Annotated in this window: 17 protein-coding genes; 9 read left to right on the top strand and 8 right to left on the bottom strand. The window is 69.8% G+C overall.

What is annotated here, in order from left to right; genetic code table 11:
- Positions 1-11: 11 nt before the first annotated feature.
- Complete coding sequence (locus VHU88_04145; protein HEX3610856.1) at positions 12-1,199, bottom strand: hypothetical protein; 1,188 nt, start codon at positions 1,197-1,199, stop codon at positions 12-14.
- Positions 1,200-1,370: 171 nt separating this feature from the next.
- On the bottom strand, positions 1,371-2,036 hold the full coding sequence (locus VHU88_04140) for a TetR/AcrR family transcriptional regulator (protein ID HEX3610855.1): 666 nt from the start codon (positions 2,034-2,036) through the stop codon (positions 1,371-1,373).
- Positions 2,037-2,336: 300 nt separating this feature from the next.
- Here VHU88_04140 and VHU88_04135 point away from each other — a divergent pair, with 300 nt between their 5' ends.
- Complete coding sequence (locus tag VHU88_04135; protein ID HEX3610854.1) at positions 2,337-3,584, top strand: SLC13 family permease; 1,248 nt, start codon at positions 2,337-2,339, stop codon at positions 3,582-3,584.
- Positions 3,585-3,596: 12 nt separating this feature from the next.
- On the opposite strand, the gene VHU88_04130 is transcribed toward VHU88_04135, so the two are convergent.
- Positions 3,597-5,441 carry an acyl-CoA dehydrogenase gene (locus VHU88_04130; GenBank protein ID HEX3610853.1) on the bottom strand — a complete coding sequence of 615 codons (1,845 nt, stop codon included), beginning with the start codon at positions 5,439-5,441 and terminating at the stop codon, positions 3,597-3,599.
- A gap of 203 nt (positions 5,442-5,644) precedes the next feature.
- Between VHU88_04130 and VHU88_04125 the strand changes: the two genes are divergently transcribed.
- Entirely contained in the window at positions 5,645-6,439 is a 795-nt protein-coding gene (locus VHU88_04125; protein ID HEX3610852.1) for an alpha/beta fold hydrolase, read from the top strand.
- 200 nt (positions 6,440-6,639) lie between these two features.
- Here VHU88_04125 and VHU88_04120 read toward each other — a convergent pair whose 3' ends face one another.
- The 4 genes from VHU88_04120 to VHU88_04105 form a co-directional block, all read right to left on the bottom strand.
- Entirely contained in the window at positions 6,640-8,043 is a 1,404-nt protein-coding gene (locus VHU88_04120) for an IS1380 family transposase (GenBank protein HEX3610851.1), read from the bottom strand.
- Between the two features lie 119 nt (positions 8,044-8,162).
- On the bottom strand, positions 8,163-8,921 hold the full coding sequence (locus VHU88_04115; protein HEX3610850.1) for an SGNH/GDSL hydrolase family protein: 759 nt from the start codon (positions 8,919-8,921) through the stop codon (positions 8,163-8,165).
- Between the two features lie 153 nt (positions 8,922-9,074).
- Positions 9,075-9,404, bottom strand: coding sequence for an antibiotic biosynthesis monooxygenase (locus VHU88_04110; protein HEX3610849.1), 330 nt, complete (start codon positions 9,402-9,404; stop codon positions 9,075-9,077).
- The gene (locus VHU88_04105) at positions 9,383-10,153 is read right to left on the bottom strand and encodes a phosphatase PAP2 family protein (protein ID HEX3610848.1); all 771 of its coding nucleotides are present in this window, start codon (positions 10,151-10,153) and stop codon (positions 9,383-9,385) included. Before VHU88_04105 ends, VHU88_04110 begins: the two co-directional genes overlap by 22 nt.
- Before the next feature lie 183 nt (positions 10,154-10,336).
- Between VHU88_04105 and VHU88_04100 the strand changes: the two genes are divergently transcribed.
- Genes VHU88_04100 through dinB form a run of 3 tightly spaced genes read left to right on the top strand, consistent with a single transcriptional unit; the run spans position 10,337 to position 13,243 of the window.
- The gene (locus VHU88_04100) at positions 10,337-10,984 is read left to right on the top strand and encodes a DUF899 domain-containing protein (protein ID HEX3610847.1); all 648 of its coding nucleotides are present in this window, start codon (positions 10,337-10,339) and stop codon (positions 10,982-10,984) included.
- 38 nt (positions 10,985-11,022) lie between these two features.
- On the top strand, positions 11,023-12,018 hold the full coding sequence (locus VHU88_04095; GenBank protein HEX3610846.1) for a sigma-70 family RNA polymerase sigma factor: 996 nt from the start codon (positions 11,023-11,025) through the stop codon (positions 12,016-12,018).
- A gap of 31 nt (positions 12,019-12,049) precedes the next feature.
- Positions 12,050-13,243, top strand: a complete 1,194-nt coding sequence (gene dinB, locus VHU88_04090; protein HEX3610845.1) for a DNA polymerase IV — start codon at positions 12,050-12,052, stop codon at positions 13,241-13,243.
- Between the two features lie 18 nt (positions 13,244-13,261).
- Here dinB and VHU88_04085 read toward each other — a convergent pair whose 3' ends face one another.
- Positions 13,262-13,756: a hypothetical protein gene (locus tag VHU88_04085; GenBank protein HEX3610844.1), complete on the bottom strand. Its 495-nt coding sequence runs from the start codon at positions 13,754-13,756 to the stop codon at positions 13,262-13,264.
- Between the two features lie 140 nt (positions 13,757-13,896).
- On the opposite strand from VHU88_04085, the gene VHU88_04080 reads away from it, so the two are divergent.
- The 4 genes from VHU88_04080 to VHU88_04065 are packed head-to-tail and all read left to right on the top strand — an operon-like array spanning position 13,897 to position 18,164.
- Complete coding sequence (locus VHU88_04080; protein HEX3610843.1) at positions 13,897-14,850, top strand: branched-chain amino acid ABC transporter permease; 954 nt, start codon at positions 13,897-13,899, stop codon at positions 14,848-14,850.
- A complete protein-coding gene (locus tag VHU88_04075) occupies positions 14,847-15,557 on the top strand; it encodes an ABC transporter ATP-binding protein (protein HEX3610842.1) in 711 nt (236 codons plus the stop codon). Before VHU88_04080 ends, VHU88_04075 begins: the two co-directional genes overlap by 4 nt.
- Complete coding sequence (locus VHU88_04070) at positions 15,554-17,464, top strand: branched-chain amino acid ABC transporter ATP-binding protein/permease (GenBank protein HEX3610841.1); 1,911 nt, start codon at positions 15,554-15,556, stop codon at positions 17,462-17,464. Before VHU88_04075 ends, VHU88_04070 begins: the two co-directional genes overlap by 4 nt.
- 4 nt (positions 17,465-17,468) lie before the next feature.
- Positions 17,469-18,164, top strand: coding sequence for a PadR family transcriptional regulator (locus tag VHU88_04065; protein ID HEX3610840.1), 696 nt, complete (start codon positions 17,469-17,471; stop codon positions 18,162-18,164).
- Positions 18,165-18,501 lie beyond the last annotated feature (337 nt).

The raw sequence follows: 18,501 nt of genomic DNA, 5'->3' as shown, positions 1-18,501 counted from the left end.
TTGCCTTGCGGCTAGCGCATGATCCCGGTGTGGCCGAGGGAGTAGCGGCCCGGCTGCGGCCAGACGCACAGGCCGTGCGGCTGCGCGCCGGCCGGGATCTTCGCGATCAGGCTCCAGTTCTGCACGTCGATCTCGTAGACCGCGCTGCTGTAGCGACCGGAGACCCACAGCATGTTCCCGTCGACCGACAGGCCGCCCATGTCCGGGCTACCCCCGCCGGGGATGAACCACTTGTGGATGATCTGCTGGGTGGCCAGGTCCATCGTGGAGATCGAGCCCTCGCCGCGGTTGCTGATGTACATCAGCTTGGCGTCACGGCTCATGAACAGGCCGTGCGCGGCCTTGCCGGTCGGGATGAAGCCGGTGATCTTGAAATTGTCGCCGTCGAGTGTGTAGATGCCGTTGCGCATCATGTCGGCGACGTACCAGCTCTTGCCGTCCGGGGCGACCTTGATGTCCTGCGGCATCGCGCCCTTGTCCAGCGGCAGCGTGCCGAGCAGCGTGTGGTTGACCACGTCGACCTTCAGCAGCGCGCCGGTGAACTCGCAGGTGACGATCATGTACTTGCCGTCGGGTGAGAAGTCGGCGTGGTTCACGCCGTCGCACGCGACCGGCAGCGTCGACTGGATCGCCATCGTGTGCGGGTCGCGGAACACGATCTGACGGTCCTCGGAGGCCATCACAACCGCGGACTTGCCGTCCGGGGTGAAGTAGAGGTTGTAGGGGTCGTGCACCGGGACCGGGGCACCGACGACGCCGGTGATCGCGTCGATCGGGGTAAGCGAGTTGCCCTTGTCGTTGTTGACCCACAGCGTCTTCATGTCCCACGACGGCACGACGTGCTGCGGGTTGATGCCCACGTCGATGGTCTGGACGACCTTGGCCGTTGCCGGATCGATCACGTCGACCGTGTGGCCCCGGGAGTTCGGGACGTAGACCCGCGGGGTGACGTTCTTCAGGAACGGCTGGAGCGCCCCGGCCACGTCGGCCGCGTACAGGTTGTTCGGGTCCAGCGGCGCGGGCATGCCCGGCAACAGGTTCGGGTTGGTGGCCGCCGTCGTCGTGGAGGTGTTCCCGGCAGCCGCGCCAGCGGTCTGCGGTCTGGCCTGGGCGACGTCGCTGGCCTGCACCGAGGTGGCGCAGCCACCGAGCAGTCCGAGCAGTACGACCAGGGCGGCCCCACGACCGGGGCGACGCACAGACGAACCCTTTGCCACCTGGGGCACGGCGGCCAGCCTTTCATCAGGTTCAGGGCGGTCACCGCGGCGGACGGTTCGAACGCCCCATTGACGGGACGTGGTAATGGTGCGTGAGTTCGTCCGGGATTACCAGTGAAGATATTGCCAAGAACCAGCTTGGAACGCTGAGAATCAGCCCAGTTCTGGATCACCGAGAGCACGACTTAGGTGTGCTCTAACCACTCGCTTGGTTTCCTCGAGCACGTCGACGTCGCCGGCGGGGTCGCGCTCGAAGGCGTACCGGGTCAGGGAATCGGCGATTCGCACCGCGATCACCAGGTCCAGTCGCAGCTCGTCGGTGGGACGAACCTGGACGAACGGCGCGATCAACTGGATGAATCGGTCGACGACGACGGTGTCGTTGTCGCGTTCGGGGTCGAGCAGATGCAGGTCGGCGACATCGCCGAATCGGATCGCCCGGAATCCGGGGATCTTCTGGTGCATGTCCACATAAAGATCAATAACTTCGGAAACGACGTCCCACCAACTGCGCATCGATCGTGACCGAACCATTGCCGTCAGCCGGTCGCTGAAGATCTCCAGATTGCGCAGCGCGACCGCGCGGACCACGGCCTGCTTGTCCGGGAAGAACTGGTACAGCGACCCGATCGAGACCCCTGCCCGCTCGGCGATCAGCGTGGTGGTCAGCGCGTCGTAACCGATCTCGGCGACCAGCTCCTGGGCGGCGTCCAGCATGCGCTGAACGCGCGCCACGCTGCGGCGCTGCATCGGCTCGCGCCGCAGCGCCGGCGCGGCCGGCGCCTGCAGGTCCGCCTGATGAGTGCTGATCTGATCCATCTTCATCATTTCGTGACACCAAGTGCGTCGGTGAGCCCGGCCTTCAGCTCCGTGCCTGCGAGCGCTTACACCACCCACGGCGGACTAGCCGACGAACTGCGTTCGACAGGCCCCGTCCTGCGCCGCTTCTTTACCCGAACATACCTTCCGTCCGGGCGACGACGATCATGGGGTTGGCCAAGGGTTCGGCAGAACTGAGTTCCGCTCGGATGTCATACCGGGGCTCCGGCGGGGCAGTTCGGGTCGCGGGAGACGGGGCCGGCCAGAGTCCGCGGCGCAGCCTCGAGAAGGGGGCCCGCGGTGGCGCTGGGCGCGTGCCTGGGCCTGCTGGCCCTCACCCTGGGTTGGGCCGTCGCGCGTCCGCGGGGGCTGCCTGAGGCGGTCGTGGCCGTCCCGGCGGCAGTGCTCTGCCTGCTCGCCGGCCTGGAGCCCGCTGCGGCCGCTCGGGCGCAGCTGCACGCGCTGGCGCCGACCCTGGGCTTCCTCGCCGCGGTTCTGGTGCTCGCCCGGCTGTGCGAGCTCGAGGGCGTCTTCGAGTGGGCCGGGTCGCTGCTGGCCGGCTCCGGTCGTCGGCCGACCGGGTTGCTGGGCGCAGTGCTGGGCGTCGGGTTCCTGGTCACCACGGTGCTGAGCCTGGACGCCACGGTGGTGTTGTTCACGCCGGTGGTGATCGCGACCGCTGCCCGCACCGGGGCCCGGGTCCGGCCGCACCTGCACACCACCGTGCACGTGGCCAACGCCGGCTCGCTGCTCCTGCCGGTGTCGAACCTGTCGAACCTGTTGGCCTTCCACGCCGGACGGCTCTCGGTGGGGCGGTTCGCGGCGCTGATGACGCTGCCGACGGTGGCGGTGCTGGTCGTGGAGTACCTCGGGGCCCGGCTCTGCTTCCGGGCGGATCTGGCCGTAGCCCCGGACGCACACCGGCAGCCACCGCCGGCCGGGGCGCGGCCGCCGCTCTGGGCACTGGCCGTCCTCGCGGCGACGTTGTGCGGCTTCGTGCTGTCCTCGCCGCTCGGGGTTCCGGTGGGGGTGGTCGCCGCCGGCGGGGCGGTGCTGCTCGGGCTGCGGCGGCTGTTCGCCGGACAGCTGCGGCCCTGCCAGGTCCTCGGGTGGGCCGCGCCGGGGTTCCTGCTGTTCGTGGCCGCGCTGGCCGTCCTCGTCGACGCGGTCTCCCGGCACGGGCTGGACCGAGTGGTCCGGCACGTGGTGCACCCCGGCGCCGGCTTCGGTCGGCTGCTGCTCACGGCCGCGGCGGCGGCACTGCTGGCCAACCTCGTAAACAACCTGCCCGCGGTACTGCTGCTGGTACCGGCGGCGGCGGCGGCAGGCCCGGGAGCGGTGCTGGCCACGCTGATCGGGGTGAACGTCGGCCCGAACCTGACCTACGTCGGCTCGCTGGCCACTTTGCTGTGGCTCCGGGTCACCCGGGCCGCGGGCCTGCCGATCAGCCTGGCCACCTTCACCCGCCACGCGCTGCTCACGGTGGTCCCGGGCATCACCGCGGCGACCGCCGCCCTCTGGCTGGGCCTACGCGTCATCGGGACCTGACGACCCGCGGGCTCAGAAGTCGGACTCGGCCACGTCCATCAGCGAGTTGTCGACCGACTCGGCGATGAGCCGCTGCGCGTGCAGGGTCGGCAGCACCTGGGTGGCGAAGAAACGCGCCGCCGCGACCTTGCCGCGGTAGAACTGCTCGTCCTTCGCGCCGGGCAGGTTGTCCAGCCCACGCAACGCGACCTCGGCCTGCCGCAGCAGCAGCCACCCGATCACCAGGTCGCCGGCGGCCATCAGCAGTCGGGTGGTGTTCTGGCCGACCTTGTACAGCTGCGTGACCTCGCCCATGGCGTCGGTCAGCGAGCCGACCATGGTGCCGACGATCGCCTGCACGTCGGCCAGCGCGGCGCCGAGCAGCCCCCGCTCGGCGCCCAGCGGCCCGGTCGGGTCGTCGGCGGCGAACTTCTCGATCTCGCCGGCCAGCGAGGTCAGCGACTGACCCTGGTCCCGGACGATCTTGCGGAAGAAGAAGTCCATGCCCTGGATCGCCGTGGTGCCCTCGTAGAGGGTGTCGATCTTGGCGTCGCGGATGTATTGCTCCAGCGGGTAGTCCTGCAGGTACCCGGAGCCGCCGAAGATCTGCAGCGCATCGCCGAGCAGTGCGTAGGACCGCTCGGACCCGACGCCCTTGACCAGCGGCAGCAGCAGATCGTTCAAGCCCTCGAGGGCCTTGTCGGCCTCGTTGCCCTGCAGCGTCTCGTTGTAGATCGCGTCCTGGATGCTCGCGGTGTAGAGCACGAGCGCCCGCATGCCTTCGACGTAGGCCTTCTGCATCATCAGCGACCGGCGGACCTCGGGGTGATGCAGGATCGTCACCCGCGGCGCGGTCTTGTCGGTGGAGCGGGTCAGGTCCGGGCCCTGGACGCGCTCCTTGGCGTAGGCCAGCGCGTTGAGGTAGCCGGTCGAGAGCGTGGCGATCGCCTTCGTGCCGACCATCATCCGGGCGTTCTCGATGACCTGGAACATCTGGGCGATGCCGTCGTGGACGTCGCCGAGAAGAGTGCCGACCGCCGGGCCACCTCCCGATGTTCCTGTGTCGCCGAAGGTCAGTTCACAGGTGGTCGAGGCCTTCAGGCCCATCTTGTGCTCGACGTTGGTGACGAAGGCGCCGTTGCGCTCGCCGAGTTCACCGGTGTCGATGTCCACGTGGAACTTCGAGACGATGAACAGCGACAGGCCCTTGGTGCCCGCGCCGGCGCCCTCGGGGCGGGCCAGCACGAAGTGGACGATGTTGTCGGTCATGTCGTGCTCGGCCGAGGTGATGAACCGCTTCACGCCGGTGATGTGCCAGGTGCCGTCGGCCTGCAGCGTGGCCTTGGTCCGCCCGGCGCCGACGTCGGAGCCGGCGTCCGGCTCGGTCAGGCACATCGTGGCGCCCCAGCGCTTGTCGACCATCAACTGCGCCAGGCGCTTCTGCTCGTCGGTGCCGTTACGGAACAGCACGTTGGCGAAGCCCGGCCCGGCGGCGTAGATGTGCACACCCGGGTTGGCGCCGAGCACCATCTCCTGGATGGCCCAGCGCAGCGTCATCGGCGCCGCGGTGCCGCCGATCTCGACCGGCAGGTCCAGGCGCCACATCTCGGAGTCCATGTAGGCGTGCTGGGCCTTCTTGAAGGTCTCCGGCATGACCACGGTGTGGTTCTTGGGATCGAAGACCGGTGGGTTGCGGTCGGAGTCGATCATCGAGTCGGGCAGGTCCTCGGCGCACAGCCGCTCGGTCTCATCGAGCAGCGCGCGGGCCGAGTCGACGTCCACCTCGGCATATGCACCGGTGCCCAGGACCTGGTCGCGCCGCAGGAACTCGAAGAGATTGAAGTCCAGGTCACGCCGGTTGGAGATGTAGTGGCCCATGAATCTCGCCTCCGCGGATCGGCCCGTGCCGTAGAAAACTTGTTTCGGAGTGGAGGGTTACCCTCGCCTACTCGTCAGTAACATAACATACTCACCGGTAACTTGGTGTCAAGTACTCGAGATCTTGGACGCGTCCCCGCCCCGATTTCGTCCCTGCGACGACCGCCGTCGCCGCTGGGGCCCGCTGACCCCCGGAGCCCGGAATGACTGGACTGGCCCACACCCGCGGTGGATCCGGCCCGGCGCTCGTGCTGCTGCACGGCATCGGGTCGCGCAAGGAGGTGTGGGAGCCGTTGCTGCCGCACCTCACGTCGTTGCGTGAGGTCGTCTCGATCGACCTGCCGGGCTTCGGCGCGAGTCCGCTGCGCCCCGGTGAGGACCTGAGCGCCCGCGGCCTGGCCGCCACCGTCGCGCAGTTCTGCGCCTCCCTTGGGCTGGACCGGCCGCACGTGGCCGGCAACTCCCTCGGCGGTTGGGTGGCGCTGGAGATGGCCCGCGCCGGCGGCGTCGCCTCGGTCACCGGGATCTCGCCGGCCGGCCTGTGGCGGGGCCGGGTGCCGCGCTACACGAAGTGGCAGGTCCGCGGCATCCATGACATGCCCGCCCGCCTCGACCAGGTGCTCGACCCGCTGACCCGCATCACGCCGTTGCGCTTGATGCTGACCGCGAACGTCGTGGGGCGGCCCTGGCGGATGCCGCGCCAGGCCCTGCTCGACGACGCTGCGGCGATGGTCGGCGCGGCCGGGTTCGAGCCGACGTTGGCCGCGGCCTCCGGCAAGCGCTTCACCGGCGGCATGGTGATCGACGTGCCGACGACGATCGCGTTCGGCGCCCGCGACGTGATCCTCGGGCCGGGCTGCCGGGTCCGCGACGAGTTGCCCGCGCACACCCGGTGGCTGACCCCGCGGGGGTGGGGTCACATGCCGGTCTGGGACGACCTGGCCGGTGTCGCCCGGGTGCTGCTGGAGGGCTCGCGAGAGATCGCCGTCGCCGCCTGAGACGTCAACCGCGGTGGTACCTGACGCTTCGTCAGGTACCACCGCGGTCGGTTGGAACGGGTCTTAGCCTCGAAATTGCAGGTGTCTGGCGGGCTGACTGGTTGGGACGGCTTCGCGATGGTGTGGTCGCCGGGGCGTGATCGGTCCCCGGCGCTGTGCCGGTTCTCCGTTCCTCGGTCGCTGTGGACAGTGACGGTAAGTCAGGTGTGCAGGGCGGCCCAGCCGGTTTCGATGAGGTGGTTCCAGGGCCAGCCCGCGGGGAGACGTAGTCGGCGTTGTCGGGCGGTGCGGATGATCCGTCCGGCAACGTGCAGCAGTCGCAGTCGCAGCCGTTTGGGTTCCCAGCGGCGCGCGGGGTGTGTGGTCGCGAAGGCGAGGGTCTGGGTCCAGACGAGCAGGTCGGCGGCCAGGGCGACGATCTCGAGCCAGATCTGGTTCTGCGCGAACCCGTGCAGGGGCAGGTTGCCCATGCCGGTGTCCTTCAGCGCGCGGATGCGGTCCTCGGCGCGGGCGCGTTGACGGTGGCGGACCTCCAGATCCACCAGGGGCCAGTCGGTGGTGTTGGTGGCGAAGCAGGTGATGCGCCACCCGTCGTGGTCGGTCAGGCGTAGTTGCGCGCCGGGGTGCGGTCGTTCACGCCGGGCGATCACCCGAATGTCCTCGGGCCAGTGCTGCGGGCCGAACCTGGCCGGGGACCGGGTCGGACGGGTCGGGGTCGGCAGCCGGTCGGTCAGCTCGACGACCTGCGCCCCCTCGCGCGGGGTGCCGTCGGCGTCCAGCGCGTCGACCCACTCCCCGGGCGGGGTCGCCTCGATCGCGACGGCGACCGCGTCGCGGGCGGGGAACCCGATGGAGTACTCCAGGCCCAGGTCGCTGATGTGGTGCAGGAACGCCTTGGAACAGCCGCCACCGTCGGTGCGCACGAGCACCTGACCGCGCTCGTGCTCGGGCAACTGCTGCAGCGCCCCGTCCAGGGCGCTGATGTGGTCGGCGGAGCTGAACGCGGAGGCCGGACCCGGGCGCAGGTCCACGGTCAGGACCTCCCCGGTGCCCTGGGGACCGTGGTCCACGAACGCGCACATCGGGGCGAACCCGAACCCGCGTCTGTAGGTCGGGCCGGCCTGTTCCTTCTCCGAGTGCGCCTCGACCAGGGTGACGTCCAGGTCCACGATCACCTGCCCACCGTCACGCTCCCCGGGCGAGCCGGTCAACGGCCGACGCCGGGCCCACACCGCCGCCCGCGCCTGCGCGCGGGCCGCACGCAGCGCCGGGAGTGCGATGTCGATGTCGGCGGCCAGGGCGGTGATCAGACGTGAGACCGTCGCGTCGGAGGCGACCGTGCCGAACAACCCCTCCTGCGCTCGGACCACCGCGACATCGGCAAGGCAGTCCCCGCCCAGCGCCACCGCCGTGGCCAGGTCGATCAACACCTTGCCCGGGTCGTGGACCGTCTGCGGCGTGCGCCGGTGCATCAACGCCCTCGACAGTGCCCGTTGCACCCCGGACAACTCGACCGTGCGGCGCAGCAACAACCCACCCGCCGAGGACACCAACGGCTCGCGAGCCGCATCAAGGACAAGACGACGGGCCGGGATAACCTTCACCTACGGAGTGCCTTCCGCCAGGGAACATCAGGACCTCAGGAATCCCGATCTTCCCTTGCCGGACAGGCACTTCCGTGTCTCACCCGCCGCCCAACACCCGCCGACCTGCAATTTCGAGGTTAGAGCGAGAGCACTGCGTTCAGCGCGCCCGCGATCAGCGACGTGCCCGCTGGGGACAGATGGTTCCCGTCGGACAGCAGCAGGCCGGTGATGTCGGTGCTCGGCGTCTTGTAGAACACGTTGTAGGTAGACACCCAGTAGGTGTGCTGGCTGGTCGCGACCTGCCACAACGCCCCGTCCACCGACTCGGTGGCCTTCAGCGCCGCGTACTGGGTCGCCGCGTTGTAGTTCTGCTGCGCGACCTTGCCCGCCTCCATCGCCCCCCAGTAGTCGACGACCACCACGTCGGCGTTGGGATTGATGTACCGGACCCGCTTCACCGCGGCGGTGACGTTGGCCTTCACCGAGTTCGCAACGCTGTTGTACTGCGAGGTGGAAGCCCCGTTGCTGACCGCGTCGAACGCGTTGGTGTAGTCGTTGGCGCCGGTCATGATCACCACGACCGAGGCGCTCTTGACGGCGTTCCAGGCCCGCGCGGTGTTGAGCAGGTGGACCAGGTTGAGGCTGGTCGAACCGCTGCTGGACAGGTTCTGCGCCGTCCCGCCGATCTCATCGGCGTACTGCGTGATCATGTTCTGGCAGCTGCAATGCAGCCCGGCCGGCACCGAGTCGCCGAAGCCGACCACCACTGGCTTGCTGGTCGCCGCCTCCGCGGTGGTCGGGAGCCCCCCCAGGCTCAGACCGAGTGTTGTTGCCAGCGCTGCCGCACCGGTCGCGATTCGTCTTTCCGGGCGCTCGCCGCGCAGCCTGATGCCCATTTCCTGCCCCCCCGCGTCACCTGTCCCCCGCTTACGACAGGTGTGACGAGAGGGTCTGGGGCACGGTTCCGGACATTGCGGGATCCTGACCATTCGACCGAGGTCGAGCTCATCCGAACGGATGAGGATCCATTTCGGCTTCGTGAAAAGTGGCTATGCGCCCGGTTGGCGGCTGGGCGTTACGTCCAGAACCACGTCGAACGCCCAGAGTTCAGCGCCCATCGACGCGGGCGGGCCGTTCTGCCCTTCCCGCGCGTGCGCCGCGGCGCCCATGCCGTCGCGCCAGGTCTCGAAATCTCCCTTGGACGCCCACCTGGTGAACACGAAGTACTTGTCGGTGCCCTCCAGCGGGCGCAGCAGTTGGAAGCCCTCGAACCCCGCCGAGCCCTCGACCATCCCGGCGCGGGCGGCGAAGCGCTCCTCGAGGTGGGCACCCATGCCCTCGGGCACGGACAGCACGTTTATCGCGACGTAGGAAGACATGCGGCAACCCTATTTGCCGGTCGGTTCCAGGGTGCGTCGCGCCGGAACAGCACTAATCCGATTGCCAGCAGCGCGACCCCGACGATGCCGTCGAGCCAGTAGTGGTTGCCGGTGACGACCACGGTCAAGGTCATCAGCGCCGGGTGCACCACGACCAACCACCGCCACGGCGAGCGCGCGATCGTGATCACCACCAGCGCGACGAAGAACGCCCAGGTGACATGCATCGACGGCATTGCCGCGTACTGGTTGAACCAGCCGTGGTCGGCGTAGCTGTGGCCGTAGACCGAGTGGCCGTCGAGCTGCGCGGTGTCGACCATGCCCAGGTCCGGCCGCATGCGCGACGGCGCCAGCGGGTAGACGAAGTGCCCGACCAGTTCCATCCCGGTGATGAACACCAGGACCCGACGGAACCACCGGAAGTGTTCCGGGTGCCGCAGCAGCAGCCAGGCCGTCACCAGCAGGAAGTCGCTGAAGTGGACGTACTCGTAGTAGAGGTCGGCAACGTGGATGACGCCGTGCCAGCCCAGCACGGTGTGCTGCAGGGACGCCTCGCTGGGCAGGTGCAGCCACCGTTCCAGGCGCCAGACGTCGCTGGAGTTCGGGAACGCGCGACCGACGTGGCGGCCGGCCAGACCCCGGCCGACGGAGTAGATCACCCACAGCACCGCCAGGACGGCAGCCTCGCGCAGCAGGCGGCGTGCAGCGACTGCCCGCGGCGCCGCCGTGACCCGCGCGGTCACCTCCATCCGCGAACGATAAAGACCGTTGAGTCCGGACGGGCGAATCGATCGGTCAAGCTTGCGCGGGCAGCAGATCCCCGTCCGCATCTGCCGTCCGCGAGAACTCGGGGCTAGCGTGGCGATTAGTTCCTGGGCGAGGGTCGGTCTTAGGAGTTGTCGGTACTGCTACGGACAACGGAGGCGAACATCATGACCGCTGGACCGAACGTCGTGAGCCGCGAGGAGTTCGAGGCGGCTCGTGCGGAGCTGCTCGTCGAGGAGAAGGCGCTGACCCGGGCGCGCGATGCACTGGCGGCAAAGCGCCGGGCGCTGCCCGCGGCGCGGGTGGAGAAGGACTACAAGTTTTCCACGCCCACCGGCGAGGTGAGCCTGCTGGACCTGTTCGACGGTCGGCGTCAGCTGATCATCTACCACTTCATGTACGCACCGGGGGAGACGCAGGGCTGCTCGGGCTGCTCGTTCCTGATCGACAACCTCGGTCACCTGGCGCATCTGAACGCCCGCGACACCTCGTTCGTGATCACCTCGCGGGCCTCGTTGGCCGAGACCGCGCCGTTCCGCGAGCGGATGGGCTGGAGCCACCTGCCCTGGGTCTCCTCCAGCGACGAGTTCGCGACCGACCTCGGCCACCACACGCCGGCCGGCGACCGGCCGACGGTCAGCGTGTATCTGCGCGACGGCTCCGACGTCCTGCACACCTACACGGTGCAGGATCGCGGCGGCGAGATGTTCATCGGCACCTACCACTGGCTCGACCTGACGGCGCTCGGCCGGCAGGAGGAGCAGCTGGACTTTCCGCAACAGTGGTGGCGGCTGCACGACGAGCACCAGAACTGACTCAACGTCACTTCCCTCTCCGGAAAGGGGGATCAGTCATGACATCCGTCCTGGACTCCGGCCCGATCGGCGTCGACCTCGAGGAGCACCGGGTCGCGCTCACCGGCTACTGCTACCGGATGCTGGGGTCCGGGACGGAGGCTGAGGACGCGGTCCAGGAGACGATGCTGCGGGCCTGGCGCTCGCAGGAACGGTTCGAGGGCCGGTCCAGCTTGCGGTCGTGGTTGTTCCGCATCGCGACCAACGTCTGCTTCGACCTGCTGACGGCCCGGGCGCGCCGGGCCCGACCGATGGACCTGCGGCCGAGCTCGTTCCCGAACGCCCCGATCGGCGAGCCGCTCGCGGACTCGTACTGGCTCGGTCCGATCGCCGACCTGCGCGTGGTCCCCGAGGTCGGCGACCCGGCCGAACTGGTGACCGCCCGGGAGTCGGTGCGGTTGGCGTTCGTCGCCACATTGCAGTTGCTCCCGCCCCGGCAGCGCGCGGTGCTCATCCTGCGCGACGTGCTGTGCTGGCCGGCCGCAGAGGTCGCCGTGCTGCTCGACACCACGACCGCGTCGGTGAACAGCGCTTTGCAGCGGGCCCGGGCCACGCTGGCCGACTGGTCGGGCGATCTCGGCGAGCCGATCCGGCCGCAGGACCCGGCACAGCGCGATCTGCTCGAGCGGTATGTCACCGCGTTCACCACCTACGACATCGACGCCCTGGTGAAGCTGTTGCACGCCGACGCCGTGATGTCGATGCCGCCGTTGCCGCTGTGGCTGCGCGGCGCCGAGACGATCGGCACCTGGCTGCGCAAGCGCGGCGCGGCCTGCGCCCGGTCGCGGATGATCCCGATGGCCGTGAACGGTTCGCCGGGGTTCGCGCAGTGGCGCTTGGACGACGACGGCGAGTACCGGCCCTGGGGGATCCAGGTGCTGGAGATCCGCGACGGGCTGATCATCGGGCTGAACGCGTTCCTCGACACCGAGCGGTTGTGGCCGCTGTTCGCACTGTCGGAGGGGCCGCCGGCGGGGGCTCCGATCGAGGCTTGACGTCGAACGTATGTTCGAATAACTTGGTGGTGTGCCGGAGGCACTGAGGAACGCGAGCATCCTGCACGCCGATCTGGATGCGTTCTTCGCCTCCGTGGAGCAGCGCGATGAGCCGGGGTTGCGCGGCCGCCCGACTGCGGTCGGCGGCGGCGTGGTGCTGGCGGCCAGTTACGAGGCGAAGGCCTGCGGAGTGCGGTCGGCGATGGGTGTGGTCGCGGCCCGGCGGCTGTGCCCGCAGTTGATTGTGGTCCCGCCTCGGTTCGCGGCCTATTCGGCGGCCAGCAAAGCGGTTTTCGCGATTTTCGACGACATGACACCGGTGGTGGAGGCGGTGTCGATCGATGAGGCGTTCCTCGACGTGGGCGGGTTGCGTCGGTTGGCCGGGCCGGCCGACGGCATAGCGACCCGGTTGCGGGAACGGGTGCGGGGCGAGGTGGGGCTGGCGATCACCGTGGGGATCGCGCGGACGAGGTTCCTGGCGAAGGTCGCCGGTCGGGTGGCCAAGCCGGACGGGTTGTTGCTGGTGGCGCCCGAGCGGGAGCGGGAGTTCCTGCATCCGTTGCCGATCGGGTTGCTGTGGGGCGTGGGGGAGGTGACTGCACAACGGTTGGCGAGGCGTGGGATTGCGACGTTGGGCGAGGCGGTGGCGCTTCCGGTCGACGTGTTGGGCGCGATGGTCGGGCTGGGCACGGCACGGCGGCTGCACGCATTGGCGGCCGGGCGGGAGTCCGGGTCGGCGCGGGCCGGGCCGCGGCGGCGGTCGATCGGGTCGCAGACCGCGTTGGGTCGGCGGGCCCGCGACCCGGCCGCGATCGACGTGATCCTGCTGGCGATCGTCGATCGGGTGATGTGCCGGTTGCGGGGGGGCGACCGGGTCGGGCGCACGGTGGTGCTGCGGCTGCGGTTCGACGATTACACGGCGGTCACCCGCTCGCACTCGCTGGCGGCGGCGACCGCCGACACCGAGGTGGTGCTGGCGGTGGCGCGGGCGCTTTTGGCCGGCATGCGGGAACTGGTGGCCGTCCGGGGGCTGACCCTGCTCGGCCTGACGATGGCTGATGTCGAGTCGGCTTCGGCGGTCCAGTTGCTACTGCCCTGGCCGACGGACGACGACTCGCCGCCGGCCGGCCGCGCCGCGGTCGACGCCGCCTCGGACGCGGTCCGGGCGCGGTTCGGCTCGGCTGCGCTGCGTCCGGCCACGCTGGTGGGCCGCCGGCGCCGGTGAGCGGCTCGCCACCTCCGCTCAGCCGGTCGCGAGGCCCCGTTCGACCTCGTCGCGGGCCTCGCGCGCCAGGCGCAGGATCTCGGTGAGCAGCTCGTCGTCGTGGGTCAGCGCGAAGACCCGGACCCGGCGCAGCCGCTTGCGGCGGTGCTTGGCCCGCCAACCGTGCGGCAGCGGTCCACCGGGCCACGGCGGCAGGTCGGGGTGGAAGTACACGACCAGCGCCACCCCGCCCCGGGCGTCGGTGATCGGGCGTCGGATCCCGGCCAGCGGAAGCGCGTAGACCCGGAAGAGGTTCTGCACGACCAGGTGCTGGTCGGCCACCGACACCGTCGCGTCGCGCAGCAGCAGCAGCACGGCGACCCCGGAGAAGGCGAGCACCGCGTAGAGCGGGGTCCACCGCGGCTTGTCGACCGCCCCGAACGCCGCACCCCCGACCAGGCCGAGCGCCACCGCGACGATCGCGAAGCGGGTCGTCCGCCGCAACCGCCGGGTCCGCGACCGGGCGTCGTCCACGTCGCGAGTATCGCGGGGATGTGCCCGCAGCGGACCTGCGCTGCGCCGCACGGCGAACCACCGGGGCCCCCGTTGACACCTCGATGCGGCGGAGTAGGGTCGCCGATTACTTCACTCTGCACTAGTTGCCGGGATTGCCGATGAGTATCCACCTCACGCTGTGGAAGCAGGTGCTGGTGCTCGGCGTCGCCGAGGCCGGTCTGTACGCCCTGCTGCCGATCGCGTTGGTGCTCTCCTACCGAGTGAGCCGGACGATCGCGTTCGTCCACGGCGGGATCGCGGCCTCGGCAGCGTTGCTGTACTGGTGGTTCGTCTTCAACATCGAGACGGTCCCCGGGACCCGGCCGGAGCTGCCGCCGTTCGTCGGGCTGTTGGTGGTGGTGGCGATCGGTGCCCTGCTCGGCGCTGCCTACGGGTTGGCGACCACACACCCGAAGGTCGCTGCCCTGCCCCGCATGACGCTGACCGTGATCTCGCTCGGCGCGATGATGACTGCGCTCGGCGTCTTCTCGACGACGTTGGCGGTGCCGCCCGACTCGATCCCGCCGAGCCCGTTCAACTTCGGGCGCATCACTATCGCCGGCGTGGTGCTGACCCCGCTGCGAACGGGCACGATCGTGATCGCGGTGGTGCTCGTCGTCGCGCTGGCGGTGTTTCTCAACATGTCCCGGACCGGGCGCCACCTGCAGGCGATCGCCGACGACCCCGAGCCGGCTTCCTGGTGCGGGGTCAAGGTCGGTCGGATAACCACAGGCATCCACACCGGCGCCGGGGCGGTCTCGGCGCTGGCCGGGGCCCTGATCGCGGCGCAGTCCGGCCCGGACCCGATCAACCTGATCATCTTCCTGCTCCGCGGTCTGGCGGTCGCGATCGTCGGTGGGCTGATGAGCCTGCCGATCGCGTTGATCGCCTCGTTCGTCCTCGCCCTGGTGCAGACCGGCCTGGTGGTGGGGGTGATCGGCACTTCCGCCGGAGCGTCGTTCGACATCGGTCGCCAGGAATTGCTGCTCAACCTGATCCTGCTGGTGATGATCCTTGGCGTCGCCCGCCTGCGCCCGCAGCAGTTCTACCTGCTCGATCGGCAGTCCTTATGACCGGCGAGGCGGTGCTGACCACCGTCGGACTGCAGGTCGGGTACGGCTCCTACGTCGTCCTCAACGACGTCAACTTCACCGCCGCGGCCGGGGAGATCGTGACCCTGGTGGGCCTGAACGGTTCCGGCAAGTCCTCGTTCCTGAAGACGCTGATGGGGACCAACGCCGCGCTGGGTGGGCAGATCCTGCTCGGCGGGCAGGACATCACGCACTGGCCCACCTACCGTCGGGTCGCGGCCGGGATCGGCTTCTCCCCCGAGGCCCGTCGGGTCTTCCCGAACATGAGCGTCACCGGCAACCTGATGCTCGGTGCCGCCGCACTGCCCCGCGCGCAGGAACGTGCCGGGATTGCGCGCGTCCTGGAACTGTTCCCGGAACTGGCCAAGCGCTTGGAACAGCGGGCCGGGACGTTGTCCGGCGGTGAGCAGCAGATGCTCGCCATCGGCCGGGCGCTCATGGCCGGGCCACGTCTGCTGCTGGTCGAGGAACCGTCCCAGGGCCTGGCCCCCGTCGTGGTCGACCGGGTCTACGAGGCGCTGGCCGGGATCGTCGCGAGTGGGGTCGCGGTGCTGGTCGCCGAGCAGTTCCAGCAGGTCCGCGAGGACGCCACCGACCGGATCGTGGCCATCGACTCCGGCACGTTGACCGAGCACCGGCCCGACCGGGCGGCACAAGTGATGATCCGTCAGGAAGGGCTGGCGACATGACTGGGCAACGGTCTCGCATCGCGGTGAGCCCGCGGACCCGGCCGCTGGTCTCCAGCTTGACGGTGGGCACCGCCGTCGCCTGGATCTTCGCGATGGTCTGGCCGTTCGCGTTCGCCGACTACCAGGTGTTCACGGCCAGCGCCGCGATCCCGTTGGCCGTCGCCTCGCTGGGTCTGCTGGTCCTGCAGGGCTGGGCCCGGGAGATCTCGCTGGCCAGCGCAGGCCTGTTCGGCACGGCGCTGTACTACTTCGGCTACCTGGAACGGTCGGACAACCTCGGCAAGGGAATCCCGTGGGTGGGCGCGGCGCTGATCGCCATCGCCGCGGTAACGGCGCTGATGGTGGTCGTGGCCGCGGCCAGTGTGCGGCTGCCCGGTATCTACCTGGTGGTCATCACCCTCGGGGTGCAGATCACCTTGGAGAAGTCGGTATTCACGATCGGTCGGCTGTCCGGCGGAATCTCCGGGGGCACCGAACTCGGCCAGTCGATCACCAACCCCCGCCCGTGGTTCCTCGGTCTGCCGCTGCGCTCGGACAACTCGTTCTACTGGTTCCTGCTCGGCTGGCTGGTCGTGATCGTGCTGCTGCTGGTCCGGTTGCGGAACAGCCCGGCGGGTCGCGCGTTCCTGCTCGTGGGGACCGACCGGCAGGCCGCGGCGGCCGTCGGCATCTCACCGCTGCGGTACCGGCTCGCAGCGTTCGCCGTCTCCGGCATGCTGGCCGGCACGGCCGGGGTGCTCGGCTGCTGGCTGTACATCAACCCGCCGGTGTTCACCGAGTACCTGGCGCCGTCGTCGCTGTTGCTGCTGGCCGTGCCCGTGCTGGCCGGTCGCGACTCGATCGGCTGGGTGCTCGCGGTCGCGGCGGCCGACGAACTGGTGCCCCTCTGGCTCGAGCACGACCATGTCAACTCGTTCCTGATGGCCGGTGTCGGCCTCATCGGCGGCGGCCTGGTCGGGCCGCGCGGCCTGGGTGGTTGGGCGACGGACCTGCGGCGCCGCTTCCTCGGCGACAGCGACCGGGCGCACCTGCGTCGGATCGCCGGTCGGGAATCGGCACCGGCCGATGCGGTCGGTGACATCGTCGCGGACTGGCTCGGGCAGCGGTCGGCCCGCGGCGGCGTGGCGCTGGAGGTCCTCGACGTCGGCGTGCACATCGACGGTCTGACCGTGCTGGACGGCGTGAGCCTGGAGGTCCCGGAAGGCTCGTTCTGCGGCCTGATCGGGCCGAACGGCGCGGGTAAGAGCACCCTGCTCGACGTCGTCAGCGGATTCCGGCCCCCGGACCGTGGCACGGTCCGCCTGTTCGGCCAGGACGTGACCGGAGCACCGGCCTGGCGTCGCCCGCGGGCCGGGATGTCGCGGGTTTTTCAGTCCACCCGGGTCATCGAGGACCTCACCGTCGCGGACAACCTCGTGCTCGGCGCGCATCACCGCCTCGGCTCGCCCACACTGGCCTATCTGGCCGGGTGGCGCGAGGCCTGGGACGCCTCGGCCGCTGCCGAACGCGCGGCCCGCGCGGTCGCGACGATGCTGGCGATCGACGACCGCTGGGACGACCGGGCCGGCACGTTGTCGTTCTCCGGTCGTCGGCGGATCGAGATCGGCCGTGCCCTGCTGGCCTCGCCGCGCATCCTGCTGCTCGACGAGCCGGCCGCCGGGCTCGACCCGAACTCCTCGGCGGCGATGTTCGACCTGTTGCGCCGCCTGCACGGCGAGTTGGGCATGACCGTGGTGCTGGTCGAGCACAACGTGACCGCGGTGCTCTCGACGTGCGACCTGGTGCACGTCCTGGCCGCCGGGAAGGTGTTGGCCGGCGGGACGCCGGCGGAGATCACCGCCAACGAAAGCGTTCGCGCGAACTACCTGGGCAACCGACTGCGTTTCACCGCAAGCGCGACCGGTTGAGCCGATGCCCCGCCTGACAGCCACGTCGTATGCGGTGCTGGCCCTGCTGGCCCGCACGCCCTACTCGGCCTATGACCTGACCGGGGAGATCAAGGCGTCGCTGGCGCAATGCCTGCCGCGGTCGGCAACCTTGCTCTACCGCGAGCCGAAAAACCTCGTGGCGCATGGTTTCGCCGAGGTCGAGATCCAGCTGAAGGGGCGTCAGAAACGCGCCGTGTACTCGATAACCGAGTCCGGGCGCAGCGCGTTGGCGCAGTGGTTGGCCTCGCCTCCGGCCGCGCCGGTGTTCGAGTCCGAGGCGGTGGTCCGCGCCGTGTTCGGGCACCTCGGCAGCCGCGCCGACCTCGTCTCCTCGCTGGAGACCCTGGAGAACCAGGTACGCGACCTGGCTCAGGCCGGGTTCGGTTCGATCCCCGGTGGGCTCGATCGGTGCCCGGTCTCGGCGGAGCACGTCGCCGACCAGGAACTGGTCGCCGACCTGTACACCGACCTGTACGCGTTGCTGATCGACTGGTCGCGGCGGGCCCGCGAATCGGTGCAGGCCCGACCCGAGCAGTGGCCGGACGGAGCTGAACAGGCGGCGCTGGACCGCCTGCGGAAGGTCCTCGGCGGGGCGCCGCGGTCCCGGGTTGACACGCTGCCGGCAAATCATCGGATACCTGGAGTTTTCCCCACGGACGCAGCGATGCCGAACTCTTGATCGTCTTCTTGGAGACACCACGGCGCCTGGTGCCGTTTCATCGGATGTTGTGGATCTTTCTCGGCCGCCGGACCACGGGGGTCGGCGGAGAGCGGATCCACGGCACCGGCGTTGCGTTCCGGCAACGCTGCGCCCCGCACGGTGGGTGCGAGAGCGCGGACCGGAATCTCGGTTCCGCGTCAGTCCGCGCCCACCGGGCGGGACAAGCGCTCGCAAATCTGCGGGACCGGCACTGACCGAGAATGCGACCGACTGGGCCCGGAACGCGGCAAATGCTCGGGTTCGGGCCCGGGAGGGCGATAAGAGTCACTGTGCGAACACCGTTCGCTTATCTCCA

It is taken from the genome of Sporichthyaceae bacterium (genome assembly GCA_036269075.1).
Classification (GTDB): domain Bacteria; phylum Actinomycetota; class Actinomycetes; order Sporichthyales; family Sporichthyaceae; genus DASQPJ01.
Note: the sequence above shows the minus strand (reverse complement) of the source record. Positions and strands in the feature narration are given on the sequence as shown.

What these genes read in the sequence shown, in the direction of transcription:
- VHU88_04140 (HEX3610855.1), bottom strand. Translation starts at nt 2,036, where the DNA reads ATGGATCAGATCAGCACTCATCAGGCGGACCTGCAGGCGCCGGCCGCG.
- VHU88_04130 (HEX3610853.1), bottom strand. Translation starts at nt 5,441, where the DNA reads ATGGGCCACTACATCTCCAACCGGCGTGACCTGGACTTCAATCTCTTC.
- VHU88_04125 (HEX3610852.1), top strand. Translation starts at nt 5,645, where the DNA reads ATGACTGGACTGGCCCACACCCGCGGTGGATCCGGCCCGGCGCTCGTG.
- VHU88_04115 (HEX3610850.1), bottom strand. Translation starts at nt 8,921, where the DNA reads ATGGGCATCAGGCTGCGCGGCGAGCGCCCGGAAAGACGAATCGCGACC.
- VHU88_04110 (HEX3610849.1), bottom strand. Translation starts at nt 9,404, where the DNA reads ATGTCTTCCTACGTCGCGATAAACGTGCTGTCCGTGCCCGAGGGCATG.
- VHU88_04105 (HEX3610848.1), bottom strand. Translation starts at nt 10,153, where the DNA reads ATGGAGGTGACCGCGCGGGTCACGGCGGCGCCGCGGGCAGTCGCTGCA.
- VHU88_04100 (HEX3610847.1), top strand. Translation starts at nt 10,337, where the DNA reads ATGACCGCTGGACCGAACGTCGTGAGCCGCGAGGAGTTCGAGGCGGCT.
- VHU88_04095 (HEX3610846.1), top strand. Translation starts at nt 11,023, where the DNA reads ATGACATCCGTCCTGGACTCCGGCCCGATCGGCGTCGACCTCGAGGAG.
- VHU88_04080 (HEX3610843.1), top strand. Translation starts at nt 13,897, where the DNA reads ATGAGTATCCACCTCACGCTGTGGAAGCAGGTGCTGGTGCTCGGCGTC.
- VHU88_04075 (HEX3610842.1), top strand. Translation starts at nt 14,847, where the DNA reads ATGACCGGCGAGGCGGTGCTGACCACCGTCGGACTGCAGGTCGGGTAC.
- VHU88_04070 (HEX3610841.1), top strand. Translation starts at nt 15,554, where the DNA reads ATGACTGGGCAACGGTCTCGCATCGCGGTGAGCCCGCGGACCCGGCCG.
- VHU88_04065 (HEX3610840.1), top strand. Translation starts at nt 17,469, where the DNA reads ATGCCCCGCCTGACAGCCACGTCGTATGCGGTGCTGGCCCTGCTGGCC.